The organism is Bacillus canaveralius, from assembly GCF_002860125.1.
In the GTDB taxonomy this organism is placed as follows: domain Bacteria; phylum Bacillota; class Bacilli; order Bacillales; family Cytobacillaceae; genus Bacillus_BJ; species Bacillus_BJ canaveralius.
Map to the genome: position 1 here is coordinate 64,480 of NZ_PGVA01000008.1, position 23,307 is coordinate 87,786.

24 protein-coding genes are annotated in these 23,307 nt (G+C 44.7%); 2 read left to right on the top strand and 22 right to left on the bottom strand.

The window, feature by feature from the left end:
- Window positions 1-186 precede the first annotated feature (186 nt).
- The gene (gene ssb, locus CU635_RS04695; RefSeq protein ID WP_101576024.1) at window positions 187-558 is read right to left on the bottom strand and encodes a single-stranded DNA-binding protein; all 372 of its coding nucleotides are present in this window, start codon (window positions 556-558) and stop codon (window positions 187-189) included.
- 256 nt (window positions 559-814) lie between these two features.
- Here ssb and CU635_RS04700 point away from each other — a divergent pair, with 256 nt between their 5' ends.
- Window positions 815-1,249, top strand: coding sequence for a YwpF-like family protein (locus tag CU635_RS04700; protein WP_101576025.1), 435 nt, complete (start codon window positions 815-817; stop codon window positions 1,247-1,249).
- Window positions 1,250-1,376: 127 nt separating this feature from the next.
- Here the strand turns inward: CU635_RS04700 and CU635_RS04705 are convergent, their stop codons facing one another.
- From CU635_RS04705 to spoIIQ, 11 genes are all read right to left on the bottom strand, one after another.
- Entirely contained in the window at window positions 1,377-1,754 is a 378-nt protein-coding gene (locus CU635_RS04705) for a hypothetical protein (protein WP_101576026.1), read from the bottom strand.
- A gap of 234 nt (window positions 1,755-1,988) precedes the next feature.
- Entirely contained in the window at window positions 1,989-2,423 is a 435-nt protein-coding gene (fabZ, locus tag CU635_RS04710) for a 3-hydroxyacyl-ACP dehydratase FabZ (RefSeq protein WP_101576027.1), read from the bottom strand.
- A 92-nt stretch (window positions 2,424-2,515) separates the two neighbouring features.
- Window positions 2,516-2,794: a DNA-directed RNA polymerase subunit beta gene (locus CU635_RS04715; protein WP_101576028.1), complete on the bottom strand. Its 279-nt coding sequence runs from the start codon at window positions 2,792-2,794 to the stop codon at window positions 2,516-2,518.
- Between the two features lie 14 nt (window positions 2,795-2,808).
- Window positions 2,809-3,651, bottom strand: coding sequence for a flagellar hook-basal body protein (locus tag CU635_RS04720; RefSeq protein ID WP_101576029.1), 843 nt, complete (start codon window positions 3,649-3,651; stop codon window positions 2,809-2,811).
- A 90-nt stretch (window positions 3,652-3,741) separates the two neighbouring features.
- Entirely contained in the window at window positions 3,742-4,581 is an 840-nt protein-coding gene (locus CU635_RS04725) for a flagellar hook-basal body protein (RefSeq protein WP_101576030.1), read from the bottom strand.
- A 280-nt stretch (window positions 4,582-4,861) separates the two neighbouring features.
- A complete protein-coding gene (gene mreB / locus CU635_RS04730) occupies window positions 4,862-5,863 on the bottom strand; it encodes a rod shape-determining protein (protein ID WP_101576031.1) in 1,002 nt (333 codons plus the stop codon).
- A gap of 404 nt (window positions 5,864-6,267) precedes the next feature.
- A complete protein-coding gene (gene spoIIID / locus CU635_RS04735) occupies window positions 6,268-6,537 on the bottom strand; it encodes a sporulation transcriptional regulator SpoIIID (protein ID WP_101576032.1) in 270 nt (89 codons plus the stop codon).
- A gap of 554 nt (window positions 6,538-7,091) precedes the next feature.
- Window positions 7,092-7,697 (bottom strand): pyroglutamyl-peptidase I, encoded by a 606-nt coding sequence (locus CU635_RS04740; RefSeq protein WP_101576033.1) that lies wholly within the window; start codon window positions 7,695-7,697, stop codon window positions 7,092-7,094.
- Window positions 7,698-7,711: 14 nt separating this feature from the next.
- The gene (locus CU635_RS04745) at window positions 7,712-9,316 is read right to left on the bottom strand and encodes a gamma-glutamyltransferase family protein (protein WP_101576034.1); all 1,605 of its coding nucleotides are present in this window, start codon (window positions 9,314-9,316) and stop codon (window positions 7,712-7,714) included.
- A gap of 110 nt (window positions 9,317-9,426) precedes the next feature.
- Window positions 9,427-10,566, bottom strand: a complete 1,140-nt coding sequence (locus CU635_RS04750; protein ID WP_373270828.1) for a M20 peptidase aminoacylase family protein — start codon at window positions 10,564-10,566, stop codon at window positions 9,427-9,429.
- A 431-nt stretch (window positions 10,567-10,997) separates the two neighbouring features.
- Window positions 10,998-11,963 carry a stage II sporulation protein SpoIIQ gene (gene spoIIQ, locus CU635_RS04755; protein ID WP_101576036.1) on the bottom strand — a complete coding sequence of 322 codons (966 nt, stop codon included), beginning with the start codon at window positions 11,961-11,963 and terminating at the stop codon, window positions 10,998-11,000.
- Window positions 11,964-12,100: 137 nt separating this feature from the next.
- On the opposite strand from spoIIQ, the gene CU635_RS04760 reads away from it, so the two are divergent.
- Complete coding sequence (locus tag CU635_RS04760; RefSeq protein ID WP_101576037.1) at window positions 12,101-12,523, top strand: VanZ family protein; 423 nt, start codon at window positions 12,101-12,103, stop codon at window positions 12,521-12,523.
- Between the two features lie 26 nt (window positions 12,524-12,549).
- On the opposite strand, the gene spoIID is transcribed toward CU635_RS04760, so the two are convergent.
- From spoIID to nuoI, 10 genes are all read right to left on the bottom strand, one after another.
- Window positions 12,550-13,581 carry a stage II sporulation protein D gene (spoIID, locus tag CU635_RS04765; RefSeq protein ID WP_101576038.1) on the bottom strand — a complete coding sequence of 344 codons (1,032 nt, stop codon included), beginning with the start codon at window positions 13,579-13,581 and terminating at the stop codon, window positions 12,550-12,552.
- Window positions 13,582-14,130: 549 nt separating this feature from the next.
- On the bottom strand, window positions 14,131-15,444 hold the full coding sequence (murA, locus tag CU635_RS04770) for a UDP-N-acetylglucosamine 1-carboxyvinyltransferase (protein ID WP_101576039.1): 1,314 nt from the start codon (window positions 15,442-15,444) through the stop codon (window positions 14,131-14,133).
- Between the two features lie 32 nt (window positions 15,445-15,476).
- Window positions 15,477-16,220 (bottom strand): YwmB family TATA-box binding protein, encoded by a 744-nt coding sequence (locus CU635_RS04775; RefSeq protein WP_101576040.1) that lies wholly within the window; start codon window positions 16,218-16,220, stop codon window positions 15,477-15,479.
- A 230-nt stretch (window positions 16,221-16,450) separates the two neighbouring features.
- Window positions 16,451-16,708, bottom strand: coding sequence for a DUF1146 family protein (locus tag CU635_RS04780; protein ID WP_101576077.1), 258 nt, complete (start codon window positions 16,706-16,708; stop codon window positions 16,451-16,453).
- Window positions 16,709-16,941: 233 nt separating this feature from the next.
- On the bottom strand, window positions 16,942-18,453 hold the full coding sequence (gene nuoN / locus CU635_RS04785; protein ID WP_101576041.1) for an NADH-quinone oxidoreductase subunit NuoN: 1,512 nt from the start codon (window positions 18,451-18,453) through the stop codon (window positions 16,942-16,944).
- Window positions 18,454-18,459: 6 nt separating this feature from the next.
- Window positions 18,460-19,968: a complex I subunit 4 family protein gene (locus CU635_RS04790; protein WP_101576042.1), complete on the bottom strand. Its 1,509-nt coding sequence runs from the start codon at window positions 19,966-19,968 to the stop codon at window positions 18,460-18,462.
- On the bottom strand, window positions 19,965-21,830 hold the full coding sequence (nuoL, locus tag CU635_RS04795) for an NADH-quinone oxidoreductase subunit L (protein WP_101576043.1): 1,866 nt from the start codon (window positions 21,828-21,830) through the stop codon (window positions 19,965-19,967). Before nuoL ends, CU635_RS04790 begins: the two co-directional genes overlap by 4 nt.
- A 198-nt stretch (window positions 21,831-22,028) precedes the next feature.
- The gene (nuoK, locus tag CU635_RS04800; protein WP_101576044.1) at window positions 22,029-22,343 is read right to left on the bottom strand and encodes an NADH-quinone oxidoreductase subunit NuoK; all 315 of its coding nucleotides are present in this window, start codon (window positions 22,341-22,343) and stop codon (window positions 22,029-22,031) included.
- Entirely contained in the window at window positions 22,340-22,861 is a 522-nt protein-coding gene (locus tag CU635_RS04805) for an NADH-quinone oxidoreductase subunit J (RefSeq protein ID WP_101576045.1), read from the bottom strand. The genes nuoK and CU635_RS04805 overlap by 4 nt, the downstream gene beginning before the upstream one ends.
- The gene (gene nuoI, locus CU635_RS04810; protein ID WP_101576046.1) at window positions 22,858-23,277 is read right to left on the bottom strand and encodes an NADH-quinone oxidoreductase subunit NuoI; all 420 of its coding nucleotides are present in this window, start codon (window positions 23,275-23,277) and stop codon (window positions 22,858-22,860) included. The genes CU635_RS04805 and nuoI overlap by 4 nt, the downstream gene beginning before the upstream one ends.
- Between the last annotated feature and the right edge of the window lie 30 nt (window positions 23,278-23,307).

The window sequence follows — 23,307 nt, forward strand, 5'->3', positions numbered from 1 at the left end:
ACTTTTTCTGCTTTGAAAATAAAAGTGTAGACGCTGGGAATTCGGTTTGTTCTTTGCTGATTCCGTTACATACATTTCCAGTTGGTTTACGCGTTTCGCCAGATCATCGACTCGTCCGTTTGTTTTCCGAGCATTGTGATTAAGCTTTCAAGCAGCTTTTCCAGTCTGTCAGCAGATTCTCCTGAATTACACAAACGGCAAAGCCTCCTTTTCATCGTGGCTTATCGGGTCATCAGCGGGCTTTGCGCTCAGGAACCGGACATTTTCAGCAACCACTTCTGTGACATACACTTTTTTGCCTTCCTGATTTTCATAATTTCTCGTTTGGATTCTTCCTGTTATTCCGACAACAGATCCTCTGCGGCAATATTGGGCTGTATTTTCTGCAACCTTTTTCCAGAGCGTACAGGCAACAAAATCTGCACCAATTTCGCCCTGTTGATTGCGATAGTTGCGGTTTACAGCTAATATGACGTTGGTAACCGGGGTGCCCTCGGGTGTATACCGAAGCTCCGGGTCTTTCGTCAACCTGCCAACGAGGGTAACTTGATTAATCATGGCTCATCTCCTTCCTAAGTGGTAGTTCTATAGTAGCAGGTTGCTTTTGTTAAAGTAAAAAGGGGAAAATCCGATTTTTAATTAAAAAAAGATGCGAAAACTCGGTTTTCTATAGGGGAAAAGAAATTTTCCGCAGAAGGTTTTCCTTCGTTATGGAAAAACTGTGGTTTCGACAATTATTTTTCGACACGGGATGCAAATTCGCATTCAAACGATCGTATGTTATAATTTTGGCAAAAGATAACGGGAGGAAAAAATGAAAACTTTTAAATTAATCTCGTTGCAGATCGTTGATGGAACTGACTTAATCGATGTTGAATTGGATGACGGCTTGATTATTAATAAGGAAGATGAAAAAAATACATGGCTGCTCGAGGCTTATACAGATAAATCATACTACGAGTTCTTCCAAAAGCTTGCTGATGAAAATAAAGAACTGCTTGTCCAGGTCGTGATTACCAAAAAGGAAAATGAACCGGTTGCCTTTGAAACGACTGTCCATTCCGTCAGACAGCTAGAAACCAAGATGAGTGTCCTTCTCCAGGGAACATTAAAAAGAACAAAAAAAGACTATGCCGAATTGCTGCTTGGCACTCTTTTACAGAGTGGGCTCGCTGGTGATGAGCTATTGCACGAGTTTAAGGAAAAAATGCAGAACAGGCCAAAAATTCCTGCTTCCAAAAAGCTATAAGATGATGGTGATGCGGTAGCAGGTAGGACATTTTAGAAACTTTGTGCGCGAAACGGGCCATTAATTAAGCGAAACCCCGAAACTGCGTCAATCTAAAAAGGACAGGCCGGCGTGCCTGTCCGCGTTGCTATTCGTTTTCGTCGTCGTTCAGGCCGTCTTCTGTTAAGATGCCCTCATCTTCGACTTCGACGTCGCCATTGTTATCGTCCAATACACCGTTATCGCCATTGTCCCCACCGTTGTTATCGTCTATTAAACCGTTGTCATCTCCGTTATTGCCACCATTTCCATCGTTGTTGTTATCTTTGCCTCCGTTGTTGCCGTTGTTGCCGTTGTTGCCGTTGTTGCCGTTGTTGCCGTTGTTGCCGCCATTGTCATTATCACCGGCTGGATCCTCCACATTTACATCATCTTCTGGAGGCGGCTCTTGGTCATCTCCACATCCGGCAAGAAACATCGCGGATAACAGTGAACCCCCGATTAATAGTAAAAGCTTTTTCTTCATCAGTAAAAGCCCCTTTCCTATGGTAATTGTTCATTTTGACCGCGTATACTGGTCTCAACTTATATTGCCCAAAATGCGTAGATACTTGCATCGGAAAGGTGAAATTTTACCTTGAAACAGCTGTAATGTGGAAGCCTTTTAAAAAGCTTGCTTTGAAATCATCAGGCCATACTGTTCATATTGGCATTACATGATTTGAAAAAACATCGGTTTAAACATTAGTTGCTTTCGTTGTTATTCTGTTTTATCCCCGAGTGCAAACATTATTTCTGTTTCGCAAACGAGCTCGCCGTCGACCGTTGCTATTCCTTTTCCTTTGCCAATCGGGCCGCGCACGCGCGTCATTTCGACTTCTAAACGGAGCTGGTCACCGGGTTTGACTTGCCTTTTAAAGCGGCAGTTATCAATGCCTGTAAAAAAAGCGAGTCGGCCGCGGTTCTCCTCTTTTTTCAACATTGCAACCGCACCGACCTGGGCAAGTGCTTCAACAATTAACACGCCTGGCATTACTGGATAGTCTGGAAAATGTCCGTTAAAAAATTCTTCGTTAGCTGAAACATTTTTAATGCCGATCGCCTTCTGGCCTTCTTCAATTTCCAAAATTTTATCTACCAATAAAAATGGATAGCGATGTGGAATAATCTCTTTGATCTCGGTAATATTAAGCATAATTATGACCTCCTCATAATATTAGGTATTATTTCTTTATTGTACTAAAAAAGGGCATAAAAAGGGAAGGGTTTGATCCCTTCCACTTAATTTTATTCACCATTGATTAAATCGGCGATGTGGGTCCAAGTCGATTCTTTAAAGACATCGGTTGCTTTACCGTTGCCGATCACGCCATAGCCAATCATAGCGCCAGCCACTAGGCATACAAAGATAAGTAAGATTACAACTATAACCCGAAGCCAGATCGGAATAAGCCGGGTGCGAACGCGTTCGTTTGTGTTCCGTGCTTTTTCCTGCTGCTTTTTTTTATCCTTTTTTACTTGCTCGCGATTCTGAGCTGGTTCCTGGTTATTTTTATTTAAAGACATTTGAAAATTCCCCTTTAGCGAATTCCATTCACGAGTCCCATCATTTGATCTGCCATTGTAATCGCTCTGGAATGGAATTGGTAAGAACGCTGCACATTAATTAGATCAGTCATTTCTTTTGACATCTCAACATTCGATTGTTCAAGCGCTCCTTGCTTAATGCTGATCTCGTTGCGCAAAGGGCCGTTTAATTCGGTAAAGATTTCTTCTTCCGCCACACCAAGCTGACCCATGTTTTCAGGCAGTCCTAAAAGATTGCCGCCCTTTTGCTCAAGAAACTGTGGTTTGTTGGCAAGGATAACGCCAAGGTTAAAGGCTTGTGTCGTGCCATTCGCCATCGCTACGGTTAATTGGCCATTTTCGTTAATGGCAAAATTATTCGGCTCGCCGTTTATATAAATCGGGTTATTGTTTTCATCTAATACGGCATGGCCGTCACCGGTGACCAGCATTAATTCATTATCAGCGATCGGTGTTAAATGAAACGAACCATCCCTTGTAAAACGAACCGCTGCTCCATCTTCATTCTGGACAAGGACTCGAAAGAATTGCCCTTCTTTTGTAAAAGCTGCATCCAACGGTCTGTCTGTCGTTTTAATACTTCCCTGCCTAAGGATCATTTGCGTCTGCCCTAATTTGGCACCGACTCCCTGCCTAACCCCGTTAGGCGTCAGACGGCCGATTTCCAAGTTGCCATACGGCTGGTTTTGAAATTCCTGAAAAAGCAAGTCTGTAAAACTCGCCTCACGTCTTTTAAAGCCGGTTGTATCGACATTGGCCATGTTTTGGCTGATCATATCCATCTGCTTTTGCAGTTGACCTAAAGTGTTGGTTGCGGTAATCATCGTTCTGTTCATCTATTGGTCCCCCTCGGGCGGGCTTTACTGGTTTCTATAAAGTGTCGTTGCTGAATATGTTTTGCGGTTTTATCGTTTTCTAAGCTGCGATTAACCAACTCTGCCAACTTCATTGGCGGCTTTTTCCATGCTCTTGTCATATGCCTGCAAAACCTTTTGATTCGCTTCAAAAGCGCGGTACGCGGTCAGCATATCGGTCATCGTTCTCGACACATCAACGTTCGAGCCTTCTACAAAGCCCTGCTGGAGCGTGAATTGCACACCTGCCGCGCCAAAAGCAGCAGCTAGCGGGGCGCCATCTTCTGTCCGGTACAGTCCGTCCCCTTCTTTGATCAGACGCTGCGGGTTGTCAGCAAAAGCGATACCCAGTCGTGCTGTTTCGCCGTTCTCCCCGGTTAACTGCCCGTCTTCACTGATCGTAAAGCGGTCGCTTGAAAGCTGGATCGGATTGCCGGCATCATTTAAAATGTACATGCCGCTTGCTGAAGTCAAAAATCCCTGCCCGTCGACCGTGAAGTTGCCGTTACGTGAATAGCGAATGTCACCGCCAGGTTCGCGGACTGTGAAAAAGACTGTGCCCGGTAAGCCATTCTCTGCGCTTGCCGGAATATTTATGTCGACAAGTGCGACATCGGTATTTATGTTAGTTTCGCGCAAATCGCCTTGAATGAATTTTGGCATTGCCTCCTGCATATAAACACCGGTATTGATAGATCCCACCATCTGGTTAAAAGGCAGACGCAAATTGTTTTCTGTCGGGATCGACTGCTGCTCAAAGCGCTGCAGCAGCATTTCCGGAAAGGCCCTCATTGCCGACTGGTCGGCTTTAAAGCCTGGCGTATTGGCATTCGACATATTATTCGTTAACATTTCGGTTCGCCTTTGCTGGGACAGCATCCCGGAAGCAACCGTGTAAAATCCTCTAAACATTTATCCACCTCGCCATTATGTACAGCTTGCCATAGACACAACATATATAATAAAAACTTAAGCTCGCTTCAAGCGGGCTTGTCCAAATTTTTTGCACTTACTTTCTATTATAGAAAAATTTTTGCAAAGATACATTAAAAATTTGCAGAAAATAGTCAAAAGATGAAAAAAATATTCTTTTTTTAAGTTTAAAGTCGAGGCAAGGGGGTAAATAACAAAAAATCTGCCGTCCGAAAAGCAGGCAATTTCCTTTTTCCGGCTTGGCAGATTATTTGATTGCTTATCCTAGCCTACGTTTCGGAAGACGATCGATATTATCGAGCATAATGCCGGTTCCAACGGCGACGCAGTCCATCGGGTTTTCAGCAACAAGTACCGGCACCCTCAATTCTTCTGCGAGCAGAAGGTCGAATCCGTGCAGCATGGCGCCGCCACCTGTTAAAATGACACCGCGGTCAATAATATCTGCCGATAATTCCGGTGGTGTTTGCTCGAGAACTGTTTTGGCAGCCTGGACAATGACCGAAACGGATTCACGCAATGCCTGTTCAATTTCACTTGAACGCACGGTGATCGTCCTTGGCAGACCGGATACCATGTCACGGCCACGAATATCAAGCTCTTCATTGCGTGAACCAGGAAAAACGGTTCCGATTTTGATTTTTATATCTTCGGAAGTGCGTTCACCAATCAATAATTTATATTCTCTTTTGATATAGTTCAAAATTTCGGCATCAAATTTATCCCCGGCCATTTTAATCGAGGATGATGTAACGATGTCACCCATTGATAGGACAGCAATATCGGTTGTGCCGCCACCGATGTCGACGACCATATTACCGCTCGGCTGGAAAATATCCATGCCTGCACCGATTGCAGCCACCTTTGGCTCTTCTTCTAAATAGATTTTCTTGCCGCCGCTTTTTTCAGCCGCTTCCTTAATCGCTTTTTGCTCAACACTCGTGATGTTCGTCGGGCAGCAAATTAAAATTCGTGGCTTTGATAAAAAACCCTTTACGTTCAGCTTGTTTATGAAATGCTTTAGCATTGCTTCTGTTACATCGAAGTCAGCGATAACTCCATCCTTTAATGGACGGATCGCGACGATATTTCCTGGCGTACGGCCAACCATTCGTCTAGCTTCTTCTCCTACAGCAAGAACTCTATTTGTATTTTTATCAATTGCAACTACAGACGGTTCATTAAGTACAATCCCCCGCCCTTTCACATGTATCAGCACATTAGCCGTTCCTAAATCAATCCCAATATCCCTGGCAAACATTATCTTTTTTCCTCCTTGAACGATCGCCCGGCCATAAATGCATACCTTTGCCATAAACCGACTTTACGAATGCTTTTGTTCGCTTCTAAAATCGTTTATCCAGGTAACGCTATACAGCCGCCTCCGCTTATCTTTGTCCAGCATCGGCTCCCAAGGACTCGTGTGTGTTAAAACGGTTTCTTACAATTTTATCTTAGAAACCGGCTTTTTGATGAGCGCTGCTAAAACTTCATGCTCTTGATCAATATTACATCTTAGCAAGCGTCTTTTTGTCCTTTTCGCTTCCGCTTTCACGAAATCATATTCTATCCTAATTGTATATATTATCACAAAAAGGTAGAAATAAGTAACTTTTTGTCATAATTCGCGGAAAATATGCGGAAATAATTTTATGGAGGAAGGTTCTACGTTTGCTGGACGGGCTCCTCTTCTTTTTTGTATTTCATTTTTGTTGCTTCTCCGCCGCGTAAATGGCGAATCGATTTATGATAATCTAAAATTTCTTTCACTTCAGCTGCAAGTTCAGGGTTAATTTCAGGAAGCCTCTCTGTTAAATCTTTATGGACTGTACTTTTGGATACGCCAAACTCCTTCGCAATTACGCGAACCGTTTTTTTCGTCTCCACGATATACTTTCCAATCTTGATAGTTCTCTCTTTGATGTAATCGTGCACACCACTCGCCCTCCCTAGGTTGGATGTGAGAAGTGTGAAATGAGACTCGCTCTTCGCTTCGTGAGATAGTGCTGCTCCGCACAGGAATCTTATGTCCCTGGACAATGCTGCCGAAAGTCGCTGCTTTCTTTTTTGCTAAGTATAATCATATCTCCAAGTAAATTCCCGCTGCTTTCAAACGACTCCTCACCTCAAACACTCTCTTTTAAGGTTTGTAACATTTTATTAGCTTGGATAAGGGATTATGCACGAAAAAGTCAATAGGGACAAGGAGTGGAAGAAGTTTTTTGGAAATTGGACAACAGCAGTCTATGCAGACAGCTTTTTAGCAGCTAAATTTTCAGAAACGAAGATTTTATTCGTATTTATGCACATATGAGTAAAAAAAGTCCCTCGGAATTACAGTGAAGGTTAGATCATAAAAAGACGGGGAGAAAATTATTTCCCGAGAAATTTGTCGAAGCTATCGGGATCCATTTTTATATTTTCTATATAAAAGAACAGCCCCGTGTTGCATACAAAGCAACCGGGGCTTGTCTATGGGCTTTATCTTCTTAGTCGAGTGCCTCAATAATTAGTACGATTGATGTTAGCAGGTCTTGATCTGACCAGCTTGCGATGTTCTTCTTTGAATTTAAAGCAAGCTCGTGTGAAGCCGGCACGTGAATAAAGCCTGCTGGAATGTTCAGGCCTAAGCCATTTAGCTCGTGAAGGACCGAATACATCGTGTTATTGCATAGATACGTTCCAGCTGTATTTGAGATTTGTGCCGGATATCCTGCTTCGGTTAAAACGTTGACAAACTTTCTGATTGGGAGGGTACTGAAATAACCGTCCGCTCCACCTTCAACAACAGGGCTGTCTTGCAGTGAATTCCCTTTATTGTCTTGAGCGCCATCGCGGCAATTGATCGCGATCCGTTCCGGGGTAATCGCTGTTCTGCCTGCGGCCAACCCAAGGGAAATGACCGCATCCGGCTTCACAGTCTGCAGTGCATCGATAATTTTTGCTGATGTGGTCGCATAATCGACGGGCAGCAGTAAGCCTGTTATCTGGTATTGTCCAATCTGTTTTCCATCCAGTTCTTTGACGATTTTTTCGGTTGGGTTGATTGGAAATTCAAGAAATGGTTCAAATCCGGTTAGTAATAATGTTTTCATTTTTTTCTCTCCCTTTACCAGCTTGCAATCGAGCCGTCTGTACGTGGTTCTGTGCCTCCGGATAATACGCCTGTGTCCGGATCACGAAGAATGATCTGCCCCCGGCCAAAACCGCCGGAATCGTGGGCGACCTTGATGTCATGCCCTTTTCTCGCCAGCTGCTGGACAAGATAGTTCGGGAAGGTGTGTTCAACTTCAACCTTCTTCCCTTCAATCCATTGCCATCTTGGCGCGTCGAGTGCTGCCTGCGGGTTTAAACCAAAATCGATCAGATTCATCGCAACTTGGACATGTCCCTGCGGCTGCATATAGCCTCCCATTACGCCGAATGGTCCAACAGCCTGATTGTCTTTTGTGATGAAACCAGGAATAATCGTATGATATGTTTTCTTGCCCGGGGCAAGTGCATTCTCATGAGAAGGGTCAAGCGAAAAGTCATGGCCGCGGTTCTGCATCGAAATTCCGGTGTTTGGTATCACGATCCCCGATCCAAAGCCCATGTAGTTGCTTTGAATAAATGAGACCATATTCCCTTCTCCGTCCGCTGTTGCCAGATAAACGGTACCGCCCTTTGGCAGTGTCCCCGGCTCTGGCAGCTGGGCCGTCGGCTTTATCGCGTTGCGGCATTTTTCCCCATACTCCGCAGATAATAAATCCTCTATTTTCGCCTTCATCGTTTGTGGGTCAGTGATGTAGGCTTTTCCGTCCGTAAATGCTTGTTTCATCGCCTCCAGCTGCAAATGGACAGCTTCTGCATCTTCACGGCTAACAAACTCGAAGCCCTTTAAAATATTTAGGGCCATTAAGGCGACAAGGCCCTGTCCGTTCGGCGGAATTTCCCAAATATCAAAGCCGCGGTAGTTTACAGATACCGGTTCGACCCACTCAGCCTTAAAGGCTTGCAGGTCCTCCTTGGACAGGAATCCACCGGCGTTTTTTGATGCATCAGCAATTTTTTCGGCGAGACTGCCGCGATAAAAGCTTGCCGCTCTTGTTTCGGCTATTTCCGCCAATGTATCGGCATGGCCATCCGACTTCCACATTTCACCGATTTTTGGCGCCTGGCCTTGTGGTGCAAAAACGCGAAACCACTCGTCAAACTCTTTCCCTTTCAAACGGGTTTTATAGGCGGTAAAAGCTCTCTCCCAGTACTTGCCTAGAATCGGTGTGAGCGGGTAACCATTGCGGGCATAAACGATTGCCGGCTTTAATACTTCCGTAAGCGGCAGGCGTCCAAACCGTTCAGACAGCTCGGCCCAGGCAGATGGGGCACCGGGTACGGTAACCGGGGTCCAGCCGGTAATCGGCATCGATTCGTGTCCCAATCCCTTCACTTTTTCAATCGAAATGCTTTGCGGAGCCGGACCGCTCCCGTTCAACCCGAAAAGCTTATCCTTCACCCAAACGAGGGCAAATGCATCGCCGCCGATCCCGTTCGAAGTTGGTTCAACTACCGTTAAGCAGGCAGCCGTGGCAATCGCAGCATCGATGGCATTTCCGCCCTTTTTTAAAATATCCAGGCCTGCCTGTGCTGCAAGCGGCTGTGAAGTTGCCACCATGCCGTTACGGGAAATGGCAGCCATTCTTTGCGATGAATACGGATATGTAAGGTATGACAAAACTTTTCCCCCTTTACAATAAAACTTCGTCTATCGAAATATTATAGCAGACTCGTCAATGTTATGTCGAAAGATTTAGACAAATACATTATGGTCAAGCGACTATGCGTTTAAGAATCTACTCTTCCTGTTCCCAATGCGAGAATTGCTGCCTCCGTCAGGATTTCTGCTCCTTTTACCATCGCTTCCCTTCTGAATGTCATGTCGGGATGATGGAGTCCGGGCACCAGTCCGCAGCCTAAGCCAAGCATTGTTGCTTTCAGATGCGGGCGCTTGATCGTATAAAAATGAAAATCATCCCCACCTGTAGTGATAATTGGTGGCAAGCATCGCTCTTCTGATAAAGAATTTATAATCGCATTGTTCATAATGCTTACAGCTTCATCGTTTTTGATTGCTGCCGGGAGCGTCGCCGGGATTGAAAAAGAGACTTTGACATCATAAAAGCTTTCAACTGCTTTAAAGGCCTTCTCCAATTTGTTCTGGAGGTGGTCCATCGCCTCGTTCGTTTGCGCACGCAGGTCAAGGCTGAATTCTGCATTGCCGGGGATAATATTGGAACTTTCTCCTCCGGAGATAAATTTAGTCATTTTGATCGAGGCCGGGGTCAGCGGATTGACGTATATGTTTTTAAGCATGTGCACGAGCGCAGCACCTGCCTCAATTGCATTAGCTCCAAGATGCGGCCTCGCACCATGCATATCTTCGCCTGAAATGCTCGCGCTGATAAAACGGGCGGCCCCATGGATCAGGAACGGGGCGGCATATCCGTCACCCATTTCATTTTCCGGGCGCAAATGGACGCCAAACAAAAAATCGACATCATCAACGGCACCGAGCTCGACCATTTTTAATGCACCGGTGCCTTTTTCCTCAGCCGGTTGAAAAATGAAGCGAATTGTCCCTTCCCATTCAGCTGACCGCTCCTTTAAGATTTGGATTGCGCCAAGCACGATCGTCATATGCGCATCATGTCCGCACGAATGGTTAGGCTGGAAGTCTCCATTCACTTCCTGCGAAAGCGCATCAATATCTGCCCTGATCGCGACAATCGGCTTGCCGTTACCGATCTCGGCGATCAGTCCGGTGCTGTCGGGAAATGTGGTTACCCGGCATCCGAGCTTTTCCGTTTCTTGTTTCAGGAAACCCGTTGTCTTAACTTCTTCCCAGCTTATTTCAGGGTTACTGTGCAAATGTTCAAACGTTTTTAGCATATATGTCTGGATGGAAGTATTCGTCATCGTTCTCAACCCTTCTGCGTTTTGAATGTGTGAAAGTTTTTGCTGGGTTTTCTAGCCCGGTTATCTCGCTGATCGATCCGGTAGTAAAAATGAAAGAGCAGCTGCCGGTTTTCAGAGTTTCCTTATTGATGCGGGGTTTCGCAGCAATTATTGTTTATTGCGCAGGAGAATGCAGGGGAAGTTCGCCCCGATAATGGGAGGTTTTTCGATTGAAAAGCTTTTAGGGGTAACATTACTAGTTCAAGTTAACTACTCTGGATTGTCTTTCATTTTAATTTTTCCGACTATTCCATTTTAGCTATTTGTTGATATTTTCACAATATTTTCGGGTCAGAATTATCTTTGTGGCAGTGTGATAAGGGGTGTGGCGAGCTTGGTTTCCAACTGCTTTCATCCGATTGCACAGAAAAAAACCCGCTAAAGAGCGGGCTCGATCAATTTTATGCATCAGATGATTTAGAAGATTGTTCTTTATTCTGATCATCTTGTTTTTCTTTATCTTCAGTTGGTTTGTCAGATTTGCCTTCGTCACTCTTTGTGCTGTCGCCTTCATCCTGGCCGGACTGGCTGTCTTCAGCACCAGTCTCTTCTTCCTGAGAGCCTGTGTCGTCAGAAGGTTTGCTGTCTTTAGCCGGTTCGCCTTCTTCTGCAGCTCCACTGTCATCGGCAGCACTTTTTTCTTCAGAAGCTTTGCTGTCTTCAGCAGATGTTTCTTCTTGCAGTGTGCTCAATGGTTTATTAAAATAATCAAGTGGATTTACAGGTTCATTTTGCTTGCGGATTTCGAAGTGCACATGGACTCCGGCATCCTTGTTGAACAAGCTTTGTCCAGCCTTGGCAAGAGCTTGTCCTTGTTCGACCTTGTCGCCAACCTCAATGCCTATGTCTGTTATTGACTGATACTGTGTGGCAATTTCATCATCATGTTCGATTACGATGACGTTTCCCAATAAGGAATCTTTTTCGACTTTTGTAACTGTCCCGCTAAGCGCAGCGACAACCTCAAATGTCTCGCCATTTTCCATTGCAATATCAATACCCGTGTTCGGATGATACGTATTGTCGTAGAATACTAATGCGGCTTCCTGATCTTCCGCATCTCCTTCGTAATCATAAAATTGTTTTTGGATTACAACTGAGTCAGGATCCGTCACCGGCATTACAAAGTTCTCCATCGAGCGGTTCACTTCTACTGCAGGCTCATCACTGGCGCTTCTGCCTGGTACGTCGGAGGCACTGTAATCATATTTGTCAGTGTCTGCATTGTTGCTTTGTTGATACCAGAGAACCGCGGTTAGGATAATTGCTGCACTTGCAATATAAATGGCTGGAAATACCCAACGCTTTTTAAAAAAGCGCTTCAAACTGGAACCTTGAGAAGATCGTTTCTTTTCTTCCTCTCTCATTTTCATCACCTCAGCAACCAGTTTGAACAGATAAGGAAAAATATATACGTTTCTATAAATATTTTTTTCTGCTTATTTTTCGACAAAAATTTAAATCTATGCATTTATTTTCAAAATTTTTATAAGGAGTTTTTGCCATGATGATTGTAAAGTGGACGATACGGCTTCTGCCGCTCGCTTATATGGCGTTGATTTGGATTCTTTCGAGTTTGCCGGATAATGCCGTCGTTGAACTTCCTTCCTCTTCGATTGACCGCTTCCTGAAGGAATCGCTTCATTTAATAGAATTTGGCATATTGCATGTACTGCTTGCAGTGGCTTATATAACGACAGGGAAGTTTTCAGCCAGGACAAATCTTATTTGCGCGCTCATCGCAGCGTCTTATGGATTGCTCGATGAAATTCACCAGTATTTCGTCCCATACCGTTCGGCGACTTTGATTGATTTTGTAAAAGACGTAATTGGTGTGATCACCGCCTGGTGGATCATAAGAGCAGCTTATTTTCATAAGCGTTTTCCTGTCATAGCTGCTGTATTACAAAAATTAAAACAAATTTAAAAGCACCGAAGCGCGAGGCTTCGGTGTTATTTTTGTGCAGTTATTTTTGTCAAAAGTGAATCTGATTGAGTTATTTCCACGCCCTGATAATAATGCTCGACAATTTCCTGATAGGTTTTTCCGTCAGATGCCATTCCGTTGGCGCCATACTGGCTCATTCCTACCCCGTGTCCAAATCCTTTTGTCGTGATAACGACATTTTCTCCTTTTAACACCCAGCTAAAATCGGATGACTTAAGCTGAAGTTTTTCCCGAATTTCTTTACCGGTCAGTACTTTTTCGCCAATCCTTACTTTTCCAACTCGTTTCCCTGCTGTTCTTTCGGTGATCGTTTTCCCGAAGTTGGCGGGATCAGTAATCTTTACGCCCAGCGTCGATTCAAACTGTGCCACAGGGATCGATTTCTGGTCAGTAAATTTAGGGGATTCTTTGTCCCATGGACTTTCAACGCTTCTTAAATAAGGATATGCATTTTTCCAATAGTCCTCCGAGTTTTCGGTGAACCCGTTACTCGTTGAAAAAAAAGTTGGTGTGATCGGTGAACCTTCATATGTTAAAATCTGGCCGGCCGTTTCCTGAACTGCGGCTGTGACTTTTTTCAGTTTCCAGTCATAGTCTTTGTCCCAAATTTTCTTCAAGTCCTGATCATTTTTGTATACTTGGTGCAGTTCCGTGTCCGTAACATCAGCGCCTTCGGGTACTCCGTCTGTCTCACCGCTGATCATTTGGCTGACAATATAAGTTCTTGCTGTTAAGGCCTGCGCCTTCAACGCCTCTTTTTCAAACTGTGCCGGCATTTCTGCAGCTACAACGCCAATCAAATATTTTTCAAGAGGTATTTTTTCAATTTGTTTTGCAGCAGTTCTGTAAACGGCTACCTTGACTGCCGGCTCAGCCGCCTTTTCACCGTGAGTTGCTTGTGGTCGTAGATTCTTCTCTTCTCCAAGCTTTCCGGCTGCGTTTTCCTCTGCAAATGGGAGGACAAGCATTGTTGGAACCATTAAGGTGATCACGAATAGAATGACTGCTAGTACAATGAATGGTTTGATCTTTATCATGATTAAGCCCCCATACGAAATGTAAACGGGATAGTCGCTGATTCCCGTCTCCATTCATAATATGGAGGAGCTTAACCAAATATGTCAGAAAAATAATTGGATACGGTTTCTTCAGCGTAAATTCCTACTCGGTGATAAATTTACGTGTATGTAGATATATCTTGATAAGTTCATGAGTGAATGGCTGCTTCATAGTGGGAGTCGGTTTCACTAGTTTGAATGTTCCTGATCTTAGAACGGGGTATTGGAGTTTTTTTCGCGGATCTCAAAATTTATGAGCGTAAATTGAAATTTACGAGCGGTATTTCTCCAGATAATGAAGGACAAAAATAGTTAAGTAAGCCAGGGAAATGTCCTTCATCCAGGCTATGAAGGACAAGATGAGCTATGTGAGCCAGGGAAATGTCCTTCGATTTACGAGCGAAACTACATCATGACCACGACCGCTCATTTACGAGCGCAATACACATCGGAAAGTTTCGCAACTGGATTATGCGCGCACGCCGCAAAACAATGAAGAAGCCGGGAGATAGTTCCCGGCTTCGTGTATTATGCGTTCATATCAGAAATGATTTTTTCTTCAAGCACAGTCGTTTCGTCTGCGTCGCGGACTCTTTCGATGTCGGCTCCGAGCGACGCTAATTTATCATGGAAGTTGACATAGCCGCGGTCAAGATGCTTCAGTTCTGTGACACGGGTCATTCCATCTGCTACAAGTCCTGTCAGGATCAAAGCGGCAGCTGCGCGAAGATCGGTTGCGGCAACTTCTGCTCCTTGCAGATCGGATGGTCCGTTCACGATCACGGAACGGCCTTCTATTTTAATTTCAGCGTTCATTCTTCTAAATTCTTCAACGTGCATAAAGCGATTTTCAAAAACGGTTTCAGTAATCACGCTTGTTCCTTTTGCTCTGAGCAGTAAAGACATCATTTGTGACTGCATGTCAGTTGGAAAGCCCGGGTGCGGCATTGTCTTAATATCGACAGCCTTTAATTTTTCAGGCCCGATGACGCGTACGCCGTCTGCTTCTTCACGAATTGTGACGCCCATTTCTGCCATCTTTGCAATTAATGAAGCTATATGCTCAGGAACAGCACCTTTAACAAGGACATTGCCACCTGTGATCGCTGCTGCAACCATAAATGTTCCTGCTTCTATTCGGTCAGGAATAATATTGTGCTCAGCTCCAAAAAGTACATCCACACCTTCAATGCGAATCGTCCCGGTACCGGCACCTCTTACTTTTGCACCCATCTTGTTTAGGAAGTTTGCCAGGTCAACAATCTCCGGCTCTTTCGCCACGTTCTCGATCACTGTTGTACCCTCAGCAAGTGTTGCTGCCATCATGATATTTTCCGTAGCGCCGACACTTGGGAAATCGAGATATATTTTTGCTCCATGCAAGCGGCCTCCGGCTGCTTCAGCTTCAATGAAACCATTCCCTACTTTTACTACCGCACCCATTGCTTCAAAACCTTTGAGGTGCTGGTCTATCGGGCGGGAGCCAATCGCACAACCGCCTGGCAATGCTACACGCGCACGGCCATTTCGTGCTAAAAGTGATCCCATCACCAATACTGAAGCGCGCATTTTGCGAACATATTCGAAAGGCGCTTCCACCTTTAAGTCACCAGATGCATTAACAACAACTTCGTTATTTTCAAACTCCACTTCGGCGTTCAAATAGCGCAACACTTCATTGATGGTATATACATCGGAGAGAGTCGGCACATCACGAATTATGCTTTTTCCATCACTTGCTAATAGTGTTGCAGCGATTACAGGCAATACGGCGTTTTTTGCTCCTTCTACCTTTACGGTGCCGTTAAGCCTTCTTCCGCCGCGGACGATGATTTTTTCCAAAAGTATTCCCCTCCGCGTCCAATTTCTCTATATTAATATTCAATCGTGATGATGGGTGTGCCAACTACGATGCTAGTCTTTCCACCCAATCCTTGATTGCGTAAAGCCAACTGAAAGTTCATCTTTTCAGATTTGCCTTTAAGCTCAGCGGCAAATAGCGGCGAGTATGCCGACATTGAAATAAATGAATCTTCCTGAAGAGCTTCAATTTCTTTTCCATTTAAGACTTCGAGTAACATGTTTACATATTCAGGCAAAGCCGTTTTAAGCTTATCATTGAATTCGCCTTTGATACAAGAGAAAATTGTGGCTTTTCCTCGAAAAATGTCAGAAATTCGCTCGGCTATACCAAATTTGAGAAAATTTTCCGATATTTCACTCCATTGTTTTCCATTCACCTCGTAGATGAGATATGCATGGAATTCCTCGTTAGCAGACGTGATCAGAAGCCGAATCTTTTCTTGATATGTCGGACCTGAGCTGACAGCAGAAACCTCACGATGTTTTTTGCCGTCAAAATTCGACCATTTCCATGAGGAAAACTCCTGTTGCAAAGCATCTATGTGTTGCTCTACATCATCGGCGGTTTGAAAAGTTTCCATTTTTTCTCTTGCATGTAAAGACCATTCATTGATGATAATATTCTCGTCATGCAATATTTTTGCTAACGTTAATAGGTCTTGTTGTCCATTCGCTTCAGTCGTTCTATTCCCAAATTGAAAGATGATAAAACCAATTATGCCAATAAATGATAAAACTATAGAAAATTTCTTCATTTCGATACTCCTCCCCTTAGTACCATTGTTACCATGGAGGAGCTCATCATACTTGGGAATTCTCGTCACTTTTAGACAAATAGAAGATGCGTGCGCTCAATAAATCACAATGCAGTTGCCATTTGCGACAAACCGGTCTTTTTATGTAAGGACTTAAAAAACACCCTTAAAAAACAACAACAAAAAGTATTGTACTTAAAAACTTCCGTTTTGGGAACATGTATGAAGACCTAATTTTTTCCCATAAAAATAAATTGGAAAAAGAGCGGGAGCTGTTGGGACCATAACAGGTAGTCGAGAAAGAAATTGCTAACAGTCGATCCGAGTGCAATCGATAAAAGAATATAGAGCGTTCTGGCCTGGATTACATGGTTTCCACGGAGAATCTTATCAATATTGATAGCCTGAAGTGCCCACCATGCCAGAGCAATAAAAATAAGGTGTGCCAAAATACTAATTACTGCCTGTTCTCCAAATCCTGTCATTATGATCACGACCTCCTAATTTTTACTGTTGACCATTTTATCATTTCTTTTAAGAGCAAGAAAGAGGCGTTGCCCTATCATTTGACGGAAAACCATTGTGAAAGGTTTCATTTTTTACAGCGTCAGCTGCATAATAAAAGAAGGAGACATATTGCCCCCTTCTATTTTCTACCCCTGTATGCTGCCTTGTCCGTAAAATTCATGCTGTTTTTCCCCTAAAAACTGCCTTGATTTTATTATTGTAAATAATCAAGCAAGTTAAAATTTCCAGAGTGGAAAAAGTCAATTGCGATGTTTGGCATCAGACCAAACAGGACGGTCGCAAAAGCACAAACAAGCACAACGGCTGAAACACCAGCCGGAATTCTAATCTTTTCATCACTTGCTGAAGGCCTGAAAAACATTTGTGTCATTATGCCAAAATAATAAATGTATGAAACAACTGTTGCTGCAATCATGAGCGATGCCAGCACATAATGGCCCGGGTTTGGTGCCAGTGCACCGATGAAAATATTTAACTTTCCGATAAAACCAGCAGTTCCGGGAATGCCGGCTAACGAGAGAATAAAAATGCCCATCACTACAGCCAGAAACGGTGCGCGGCGGTAAAGGCCGGCAAACCCGCTGATATCTTCAGTGCCGGCTTTTTCCGTCAGTAACTGGACGACCGCGAAGGCACCAAGATTCATGAACAGATAAGCTAGCAGATAAAACCACAAAGCATCGAATATAAAGGTAAATGTGGTCACAGCAACAAGCAGGTAACCGGCATGTGCGATGCTGGAATAGGCCAGCATCCTTTTTATATTCCGCTGCCTTAGTGCGACAACATTTCCGATCACCATCGTTGCTCCTGCCAGAAACGCCATATAATCCTGCACTTTCAGCAATAAAGGGAGCGAGCCTGCCCCATCGGAAGAGATGCTCGCAAAAATCGTCAACAGCACGCGGACTAGCAAGACAAATCCTGCCGTCTTCGAGACAACGCTCAAGAAAGCCGTAACGGGTGTCGGTGCCCCTTCATAAACATCCGGTGCCCACATATGGAACGGAGCTGTTGCGAGCTTAAAGGATAACCCGACAAAGATCATAAAGAAGGCTAATCCAAGCAGATATATATATTGGGACTCAAGACTGGTTGTCAAAAAACTGCCCATTTCTATCAAATTGGTTGTCCCTGTTAAACCATATACATAGCTCATCCCAAACAATGTGATTCCGGTTGAGATTCCGCCGTTGATCACATACTTCATCGCTGCTTCATTGGATCGCAAATTCGTTTTTCGCATTCCCGCTAAAATGTAGGAGGAAATCGATAACAATTCAAGGCCAACGAACAGCGTAATCAGGTCACCGCTTGACGTCATCATCATCGCGCCGAGCAGGCCTGCCAGAAACAGATAGAAAAACTCTCCCCTGTACTCCTTCATTCCTTCTTTCGGCTCATAGCTGAGCGCCAGCAGCATGACCAAAGCAGCGCCACCTAAAAGCAGCAGCTTGAAAAGCTTCGAAAATGAATCAAGCCTGAAAGTATCATAAAGAATCGAGCCAACCGGATCGTCGATTAAGCCGACGAGGAAGGCAATTGCAGCTACTATCCCGGCAAACCCGACCCAGCCTAAAACTTTCCGGTCGATTTTCTTTGGCATAAAAAGGTCGAGAAGTGACAGCAAGACCGTTAAACCGAGGATGATGAATTCCGGTGCCATGATTCCCCATTCAAACGATAATAAAGTTTTGAGTTCCATCCTTCATCAGCCTCCTATCCCCAGCATGATCGTCTCTATTGTTGTCTCCAGTGCCCCGCCGAGAACAGCCGGGTACACTCCAATTAAAATGATTAAACCGATCAGCGTTAAGACTGGCACCATTTCAACCGTTCGCAAATCGGGAACTCCGGCAAACTCCCGGTGTGCTTTTCCAAATGTGATCGAAAGAACAGCCCTTAATAGATAAACAGCTGTCATGATGATCCCGATTGTCCCGACCGCCGCTAAAATTGGATTTGTTTCAAACAGGCCGAGAAATGCCATGAACTCACTTATGAAGCCGGACATTCCCGGCAGGCCGAGCGAAGCCATTGCCCCGGCCATTAAAAAGCCTGCCGTGAGCGGCATTCCCTTTGCAAGCCCGCCAAGGTTGTCAAGATGGGAGGTTTGCAGACGCTCATAAAAAATACTGACAAGGAAGAACAGCAATGCGGAGATTAATCCATGGGAGACAACCTGGAAAATCGCTCCCTGAACGCCTGCCTCATTAGCTGCCCCCAATCCAATTAAGACGATCCCCATATGCGAAATGGAGGAGTAAGCAAGCACCATTTTGAAATCCTTTTGAATTAAGGCCAGGAACGCCCCGTACAGCAGGTTAATGACACCAAGGACCGCCAACACCGGAGCAAGCTGCAAAAACTGTTCTGGAAAAATCCCCATCCCAAAACGGATCAGACCGAATGCACCAATCTTTAATAATATCCCGGAGTGCAGCATTACAATTGAGGGCGGCGCCTCAACGTGCACCTTCAGCATCCAGCTGTGCAAAGGAAAAATCGGCAGCTTGACGCCAAAAGCGACAATAAGCGAAATCAGCAAGCCGAATTTCAGCGGCTCAGACAAAAGTGACTGTGGTCCGTCCGCATCTAATAGCTGTGAGAGCAGATCAATATTGGCTGTACCCGTTTTTGCAAACAGAACCATAATGACGATCAGCAGGACAGCCGACCCCAACCCGTTATAGACCAGGAAGCTGAATGCCGCTTTTTCTTTTTCAAAATAACCCCACTTCCCAATTAAAAAGAACATTGGGATTAACGTAATCTCAAAAAAGATAAAGAACAAAACCAGGTTTTCAGCGGCAAATACACCGAGCATTCCCGTTTGCAAAAGCAAAAACAGCATGAAATAGCCTTTCCATTCTTTCTTAATATGAATGGAGGCAATCGCTGCCAGTGTTGACAGTATGGCAGTTAACACAATCATGATTAAGGAAAAACCGTCTACACCGAGCTCGTAAAAGATTGCATACAAATACTCGTCCGGCAGGTTTGCAAATTTGATCCATGGAAGCTCAACCGAAAAACGGTCCAAATCTGCCCCGCCCCGGTATTGGAAATAAGCAACCAAAGCGAGGATAAGCGCAGGCAGTGTTGCGATAAAGCCGATCGTCTTAATCATCTTTTCCTTTGCTTTTGGCAGAAAGGCGAGCACAAGAATACCAAGCAAGGGGGAGAATACTAATGCGGTTAAAAGATAGCTGCTGTTCATCCGAAATACCCCCCTGTTAAAGCAAAGATGACCACCAGCAAGGCGAGACCGAAAAAGGCAACTGTTCCGTACGTTTGCACCTGGCCATCCTGAAGTTTTGCTCCCAGTTTTCCTAAAGCCTGGACGAACGTGGTGATTCCCTTGATAATTCCCTCGACTAAAAACTCTTCAATGTAACGGAGAAAGTAGCTTATGCTCTTGGCGCCATTCACAAAGGCGAGCTGGTAAAACTCATCAATATAATATTTGTTGTAGAGGATGTTATAGGCCATTGGCATCCGGCTGCTAAACACATCCCTTGAAAGCGAGCCTTTGCCATAAATAAGCCAGGCGAGCAGGATTCCCAGCAAAGAAACAACGGTCGCCACGATCATGATCCAGGCCGGGCCTTCAATGTGGCCGTGGCCAAGTGCTTCATTTCCCTTCGTCAGCCAATCACCCAAAAAGGTTCCAAACCAAGGGGTATTGAAATAGCCGGCCACAACCGCGAGTACACCTAAAACGATCATCGGAAAAGTCATCACCGCAGGCGATTCATGGACTTTTCCCATATCGGAACGCGCTTCTCCGCTAAATACCATAAAAAAGAGCCGGAACATATAGAAAGCTGTAAAAAACGCTGCTGCCACGGCAAGCCAGAACAATCCAGTATTCCCGTGGGCCCATGCCGCAATTAAAATCTCGTCCTTGCTGAAAAATCCGGAAAATAACGGTACACCACTTATTGCAAGAGTCCCGATTAGAAATAACGGTCCGGTCAGGCGCAGCTTTTTCCATAAGCCGCCCATTTGTTCAATGTCCTGCGTATGGACAGCATGGATCACGCTTCCAGCCGCAAGGAAGAGCAAGGCTTTAAAAAAGGCGTGGGTCATTAAGTGAAAAACACCGGCAACATACCCGGCAGATCCTAATGCCAGCATCATGTAACCAAGCTGGCTGACCGTGGAATAGGCGAGCACCCTTTTAATATCCTTTTGGACAAGGCCGATGCTTGCCGCAAAAATCGCTGTGAATGCTCCAATTACCGCCACCGTCATTAACGCCGTTTCACTCGCTGTAAAAAGCGGAAAGAGCGCGGCTACTAAGTAGACACCGGCCGCAACCATTGTCGCTGCGTGAATAAGGGCGGAAACAGGAGTCGGCCCTTCCATCGCGTCCGGGAGCCATGTATGAAGCGGGAATTGACCCGATTTTCCGACTGCCCCGATAAAGACGAGAATCGCAGTCAGCGTAATCATTCCTTCGGAAATAATTCCTTCGTCAACCGCCCTGAAAATTTCATCATACTCAAAGCTGCCAACCTGCCAGAATAACAGGATCATCCCGATAAAGAGGCCGACATCGCCGACTCGTGTCATAACAAACGCTTTTTTAGCGGCGTGCCTGGCTTCATCTTTATAAAAGTAAAACCCGATTAACAGGAAGGAACCGACACCAACAAGCTCCCAGAAAATATAAGTTTGTAAAAGGTTCGGTGATAAAACAAGGCCAAGCATTGCAAATGTAAATAATCCTAAATAAGCGTAAAAAACTGAAAGCCGCTCATCACCATGCATATAACCTTTTGAATATGTATGTACTATTAAACTGACGAGCGATACAATAATCAGCATCAATGCATTTAATTGATTGACTTCAATCCCCGCTGTTAGTTGAACATCTCCTATCGTGAGCCAGACGGCTTCTGTCTTATATGTCGGTGATGTAAAACGTTCAAACAATACCAACAGAGAATAGACAAAAGAAGCTAAAGTCAGCAAAATCCCTACATATGCACTTGCTTCTTTGAGCCGTTTGCCAAATAGAAGAAGGATTACAAACGATAAAAGCGGGAAAAGCGGTATGATCCAAGCACTCTCCATCTCTATCACAATCCCCTTTTTTAGAACGCGCAGGTGCCACGCAAGGCTGCCTGGTCCAGTTCAGCGCGTTTGATTGGACCCGCATTGTACGGGTCTAACAGACGAAACCTCCAATCAGAAGGATGGCGTCTTTAGATTCCTAAAAAAATTTCGGAACCTTTTCTCTCTTTCAATCCGTGCGTGTCGCTATTACAAATGTCAATGTTTTAAAATATTCATTTCATCCGAGTTAACTGTCTTACGATTACGATATAATGCGATTAATATCGCAAGGCCGACAGCAGCTTCAGCCGCCGCAACCGTAATTCCGAACAAAGCAAAGATTTGCCCGTCAATGGATGGCGCCACCCCGTATTTGCTGAAAGCCACCAGGTTGATATTGACCGCATTCAGCATTAGCTCAATCGAAATCAGGATAATGACTGTATTGCGCTTTGTTAAAGCTCCATACAAGCCGATGCAGAATAAAATTAAGGCAAGGGCCAGGTAAGCTGCAACAGGAACATGACTCATTCCTTCCCCTCCTCCTTCAGATCATCTTTTCTGGCGAGAACAATCGCGCCAACCAACGCAACGAGCAGAACGACGGAAGTCAGTTCAAACGGAATAATAAATTTAGAATACAACGCAATCCCGATCTGTTCCGTATTGTTTTCGTGGAGCGTGTTTTCTGCCGCAGGAAGCTCAAGATTGTAGATTCCAATATAGACGGCAAATGCGAAGCCGAGAACAGCTGCCAGTAAAAGCAGCTTGCGCCATTTCCCCGTTTTTGCTTCACTCGTGTCATTATGGCGCGTCAGCATAATCCCGAATAGCATAATAATCGTAACGGCACCTGAATAAATCAAGATTTGGACAACGGCCAGAAATTCAGCAGACAGCAGAATATAAATGCCGGCGATACTGATAAATGTAAAAACGAGCGCAATGACCATATGAACGACTTTGGAAAGGTTTAATAAAAGCACGCCGCCGATCACCGCCACGATCGCAAGACACATAAACGCAATTAATTCGCCTGATAACGTCATGCTTTATTCACCTGCCGTTTGTTTTCATCGTTCTCATCCAGCCATTCAAGGTTTTTGAAAAGCTCATCACGGCTGTACTCCGCCAACTCAAAATTATTGGTCATGATAATTGCCTCAGTCGGGCAGACCTCGGTGCACAGATCACACAAAATACAAATTTCAAAGTTGATATCATATGTGTCAATGATCTTCCCTTTTTTCGCAGGGTCAGGATGTTTTTTACCCGTGAGCTGGATACAATCGGTTGGACAGATGGCAGCGCACTGGTTACAAACGATGCACTTTTCCGGATAAAATTTTTGAATCCCGCGAAACCGGTCAGGGAGCGGAATCGGCTCATTTGGATAATCATAGGTCACTTTACTGCGCGTCATATTTTTCAGGGTATATTTTAAACCTTTCGCTAATCCAAGCATGTTTTCACCCCTTGCGGTTAAAATAGGCTA

Excerpts from the sequence above, each read along its gene's own strand:
- CU635_RS04725 (WP_101576030.1), bottom strand. The coding sequence starts at position 4,581 with ATGTTTAGAGGATTTTACACGGTTGCTTCCGGGATGCTGTCCCAGCAA.
- nuoL (WP_101576043.1), bottom strand. The coding sequence starts at position 21,830 with ATGGAGAGTGCTTGGATCATACCGCTTTTCCCGCTTTTATCGTTTGTA.
- CU635_RS04700 (WP_101576025.1), top strand. The coding sequence starts at position 815 with ATGAAAACTTTTAAATTAATCTCGTTGCAGATCGTTGATGGAACTGAC.
- nuoN (WP_101576041.1), bottom strand. The coding sequence starts at position 18,453 with ATGGAACTCAAAACTTTATTATCGTTTGAATGGGGAATCATGGCACCG.
- CU635_RS04760 (WP_101576037.1), top strand. The coding sequence starts at position 12,101 with ATGATGATTGTAAAGTGGACGATACGGCTTCTGCCGCTCGCTTATATG.
- ssb (WP_101576024.1), bottom strand. The coding sequence starts at position 558 with ATGATTAATCAAGTTACCCTCGTTGGCAGGTTGACGAAAGACCCGGAG.
- fabZ (WP_101576027.1), bottom strand. The coding sequence starts at position 2,423 with ATGCTTAATATTACCGAGATCAAAGAGATTATTCCACATCGCTATCCA.
- mreB (WP_101576031.1), bottom strand. The coding sequence starts at position 5,863 with ATGTTTGCCAGGGATATTGGGATTGATTTAGGAACGGCTAATGTGCTG.
- spoIID (WP_101576038.1), bottom strand. The coding sequence starts at position 13,581 with ATGATAAAGATCAAACCATTCATTGTACTAGCAGTCATTCTATTCGTG.
- CU635_RS04805 (WP_101576045.1), bottom strand. The coding sequence starts at position 22,861 with ATGACGTTATCAGGCGAATTAATTGCGTTTATGTGTCTTGCGATCGTG.
- spoIIQ (WP_101576036.1), bottom strand. The coding sequence starts at position 11,963 with ATGAGAGAGGAAGAAAAGAAACGATCTTCTCAAGGTTCCAGTTTGAAG.
- CU635_RS04715 (WP_101576028.1), bottom strand. The coding sequence starts at position 2,794 with ATGTCTTTAAATAAAAATAACCAGGAACCAGCTCAGAATCGCGAGCAA.
- CU635_RS04740 (WP_101576033.1), bottom strand. The coding sequence starts at position 7,697 with ATGAAAACATTATTACTAACCGGATTTGAACCATTTCTTGAATTTCCA.
- nuoK (WP_101576044.1), bottom strand. The coding sequence starts at position 22,343 with ATGAGTCATGTTCCTGTTGCAGCTTACCTGGCCCTTGCCTTAATTTTA.
- CU635_RS04720 (WP_101576029.1), bottom strand. The coding sequence starts at position 3,651 with ATGAACAGAACGATGATTACCGCAACCAACACTTTAGGTCAACTGCAA.
- CU635_RS04790 (WP_101576042.1), bottom strand. The coding sequence starts at position 19,968 with ATGAACAGCAGCTATCTTTTAACCGCATTAGTATTCTCCCCCTTGCTT.
- nuoI (WP_101576046.1), bottom strand. The coding sequence starts at position 23,277 with ATGCTTGGATTAGCGAAAGGTTTAAAATATACCCTGAAAAATATGACG.
- CU635_RS04705 (WP_101576026.1), bottom strand. The coding sequence starts at position 1,754 with ATGAAGAAAAAGCTTTTACTATTAATCGGGGGTTCACTGTTATCCGCG.
- CU635_RS04775 (WP_101576040.1), bottom strand. The coding sequence starts at position 16,220 with ATGAAGAAATTTTCTATAGTTTTATCATTTATTGGCATAATTGGTTTT.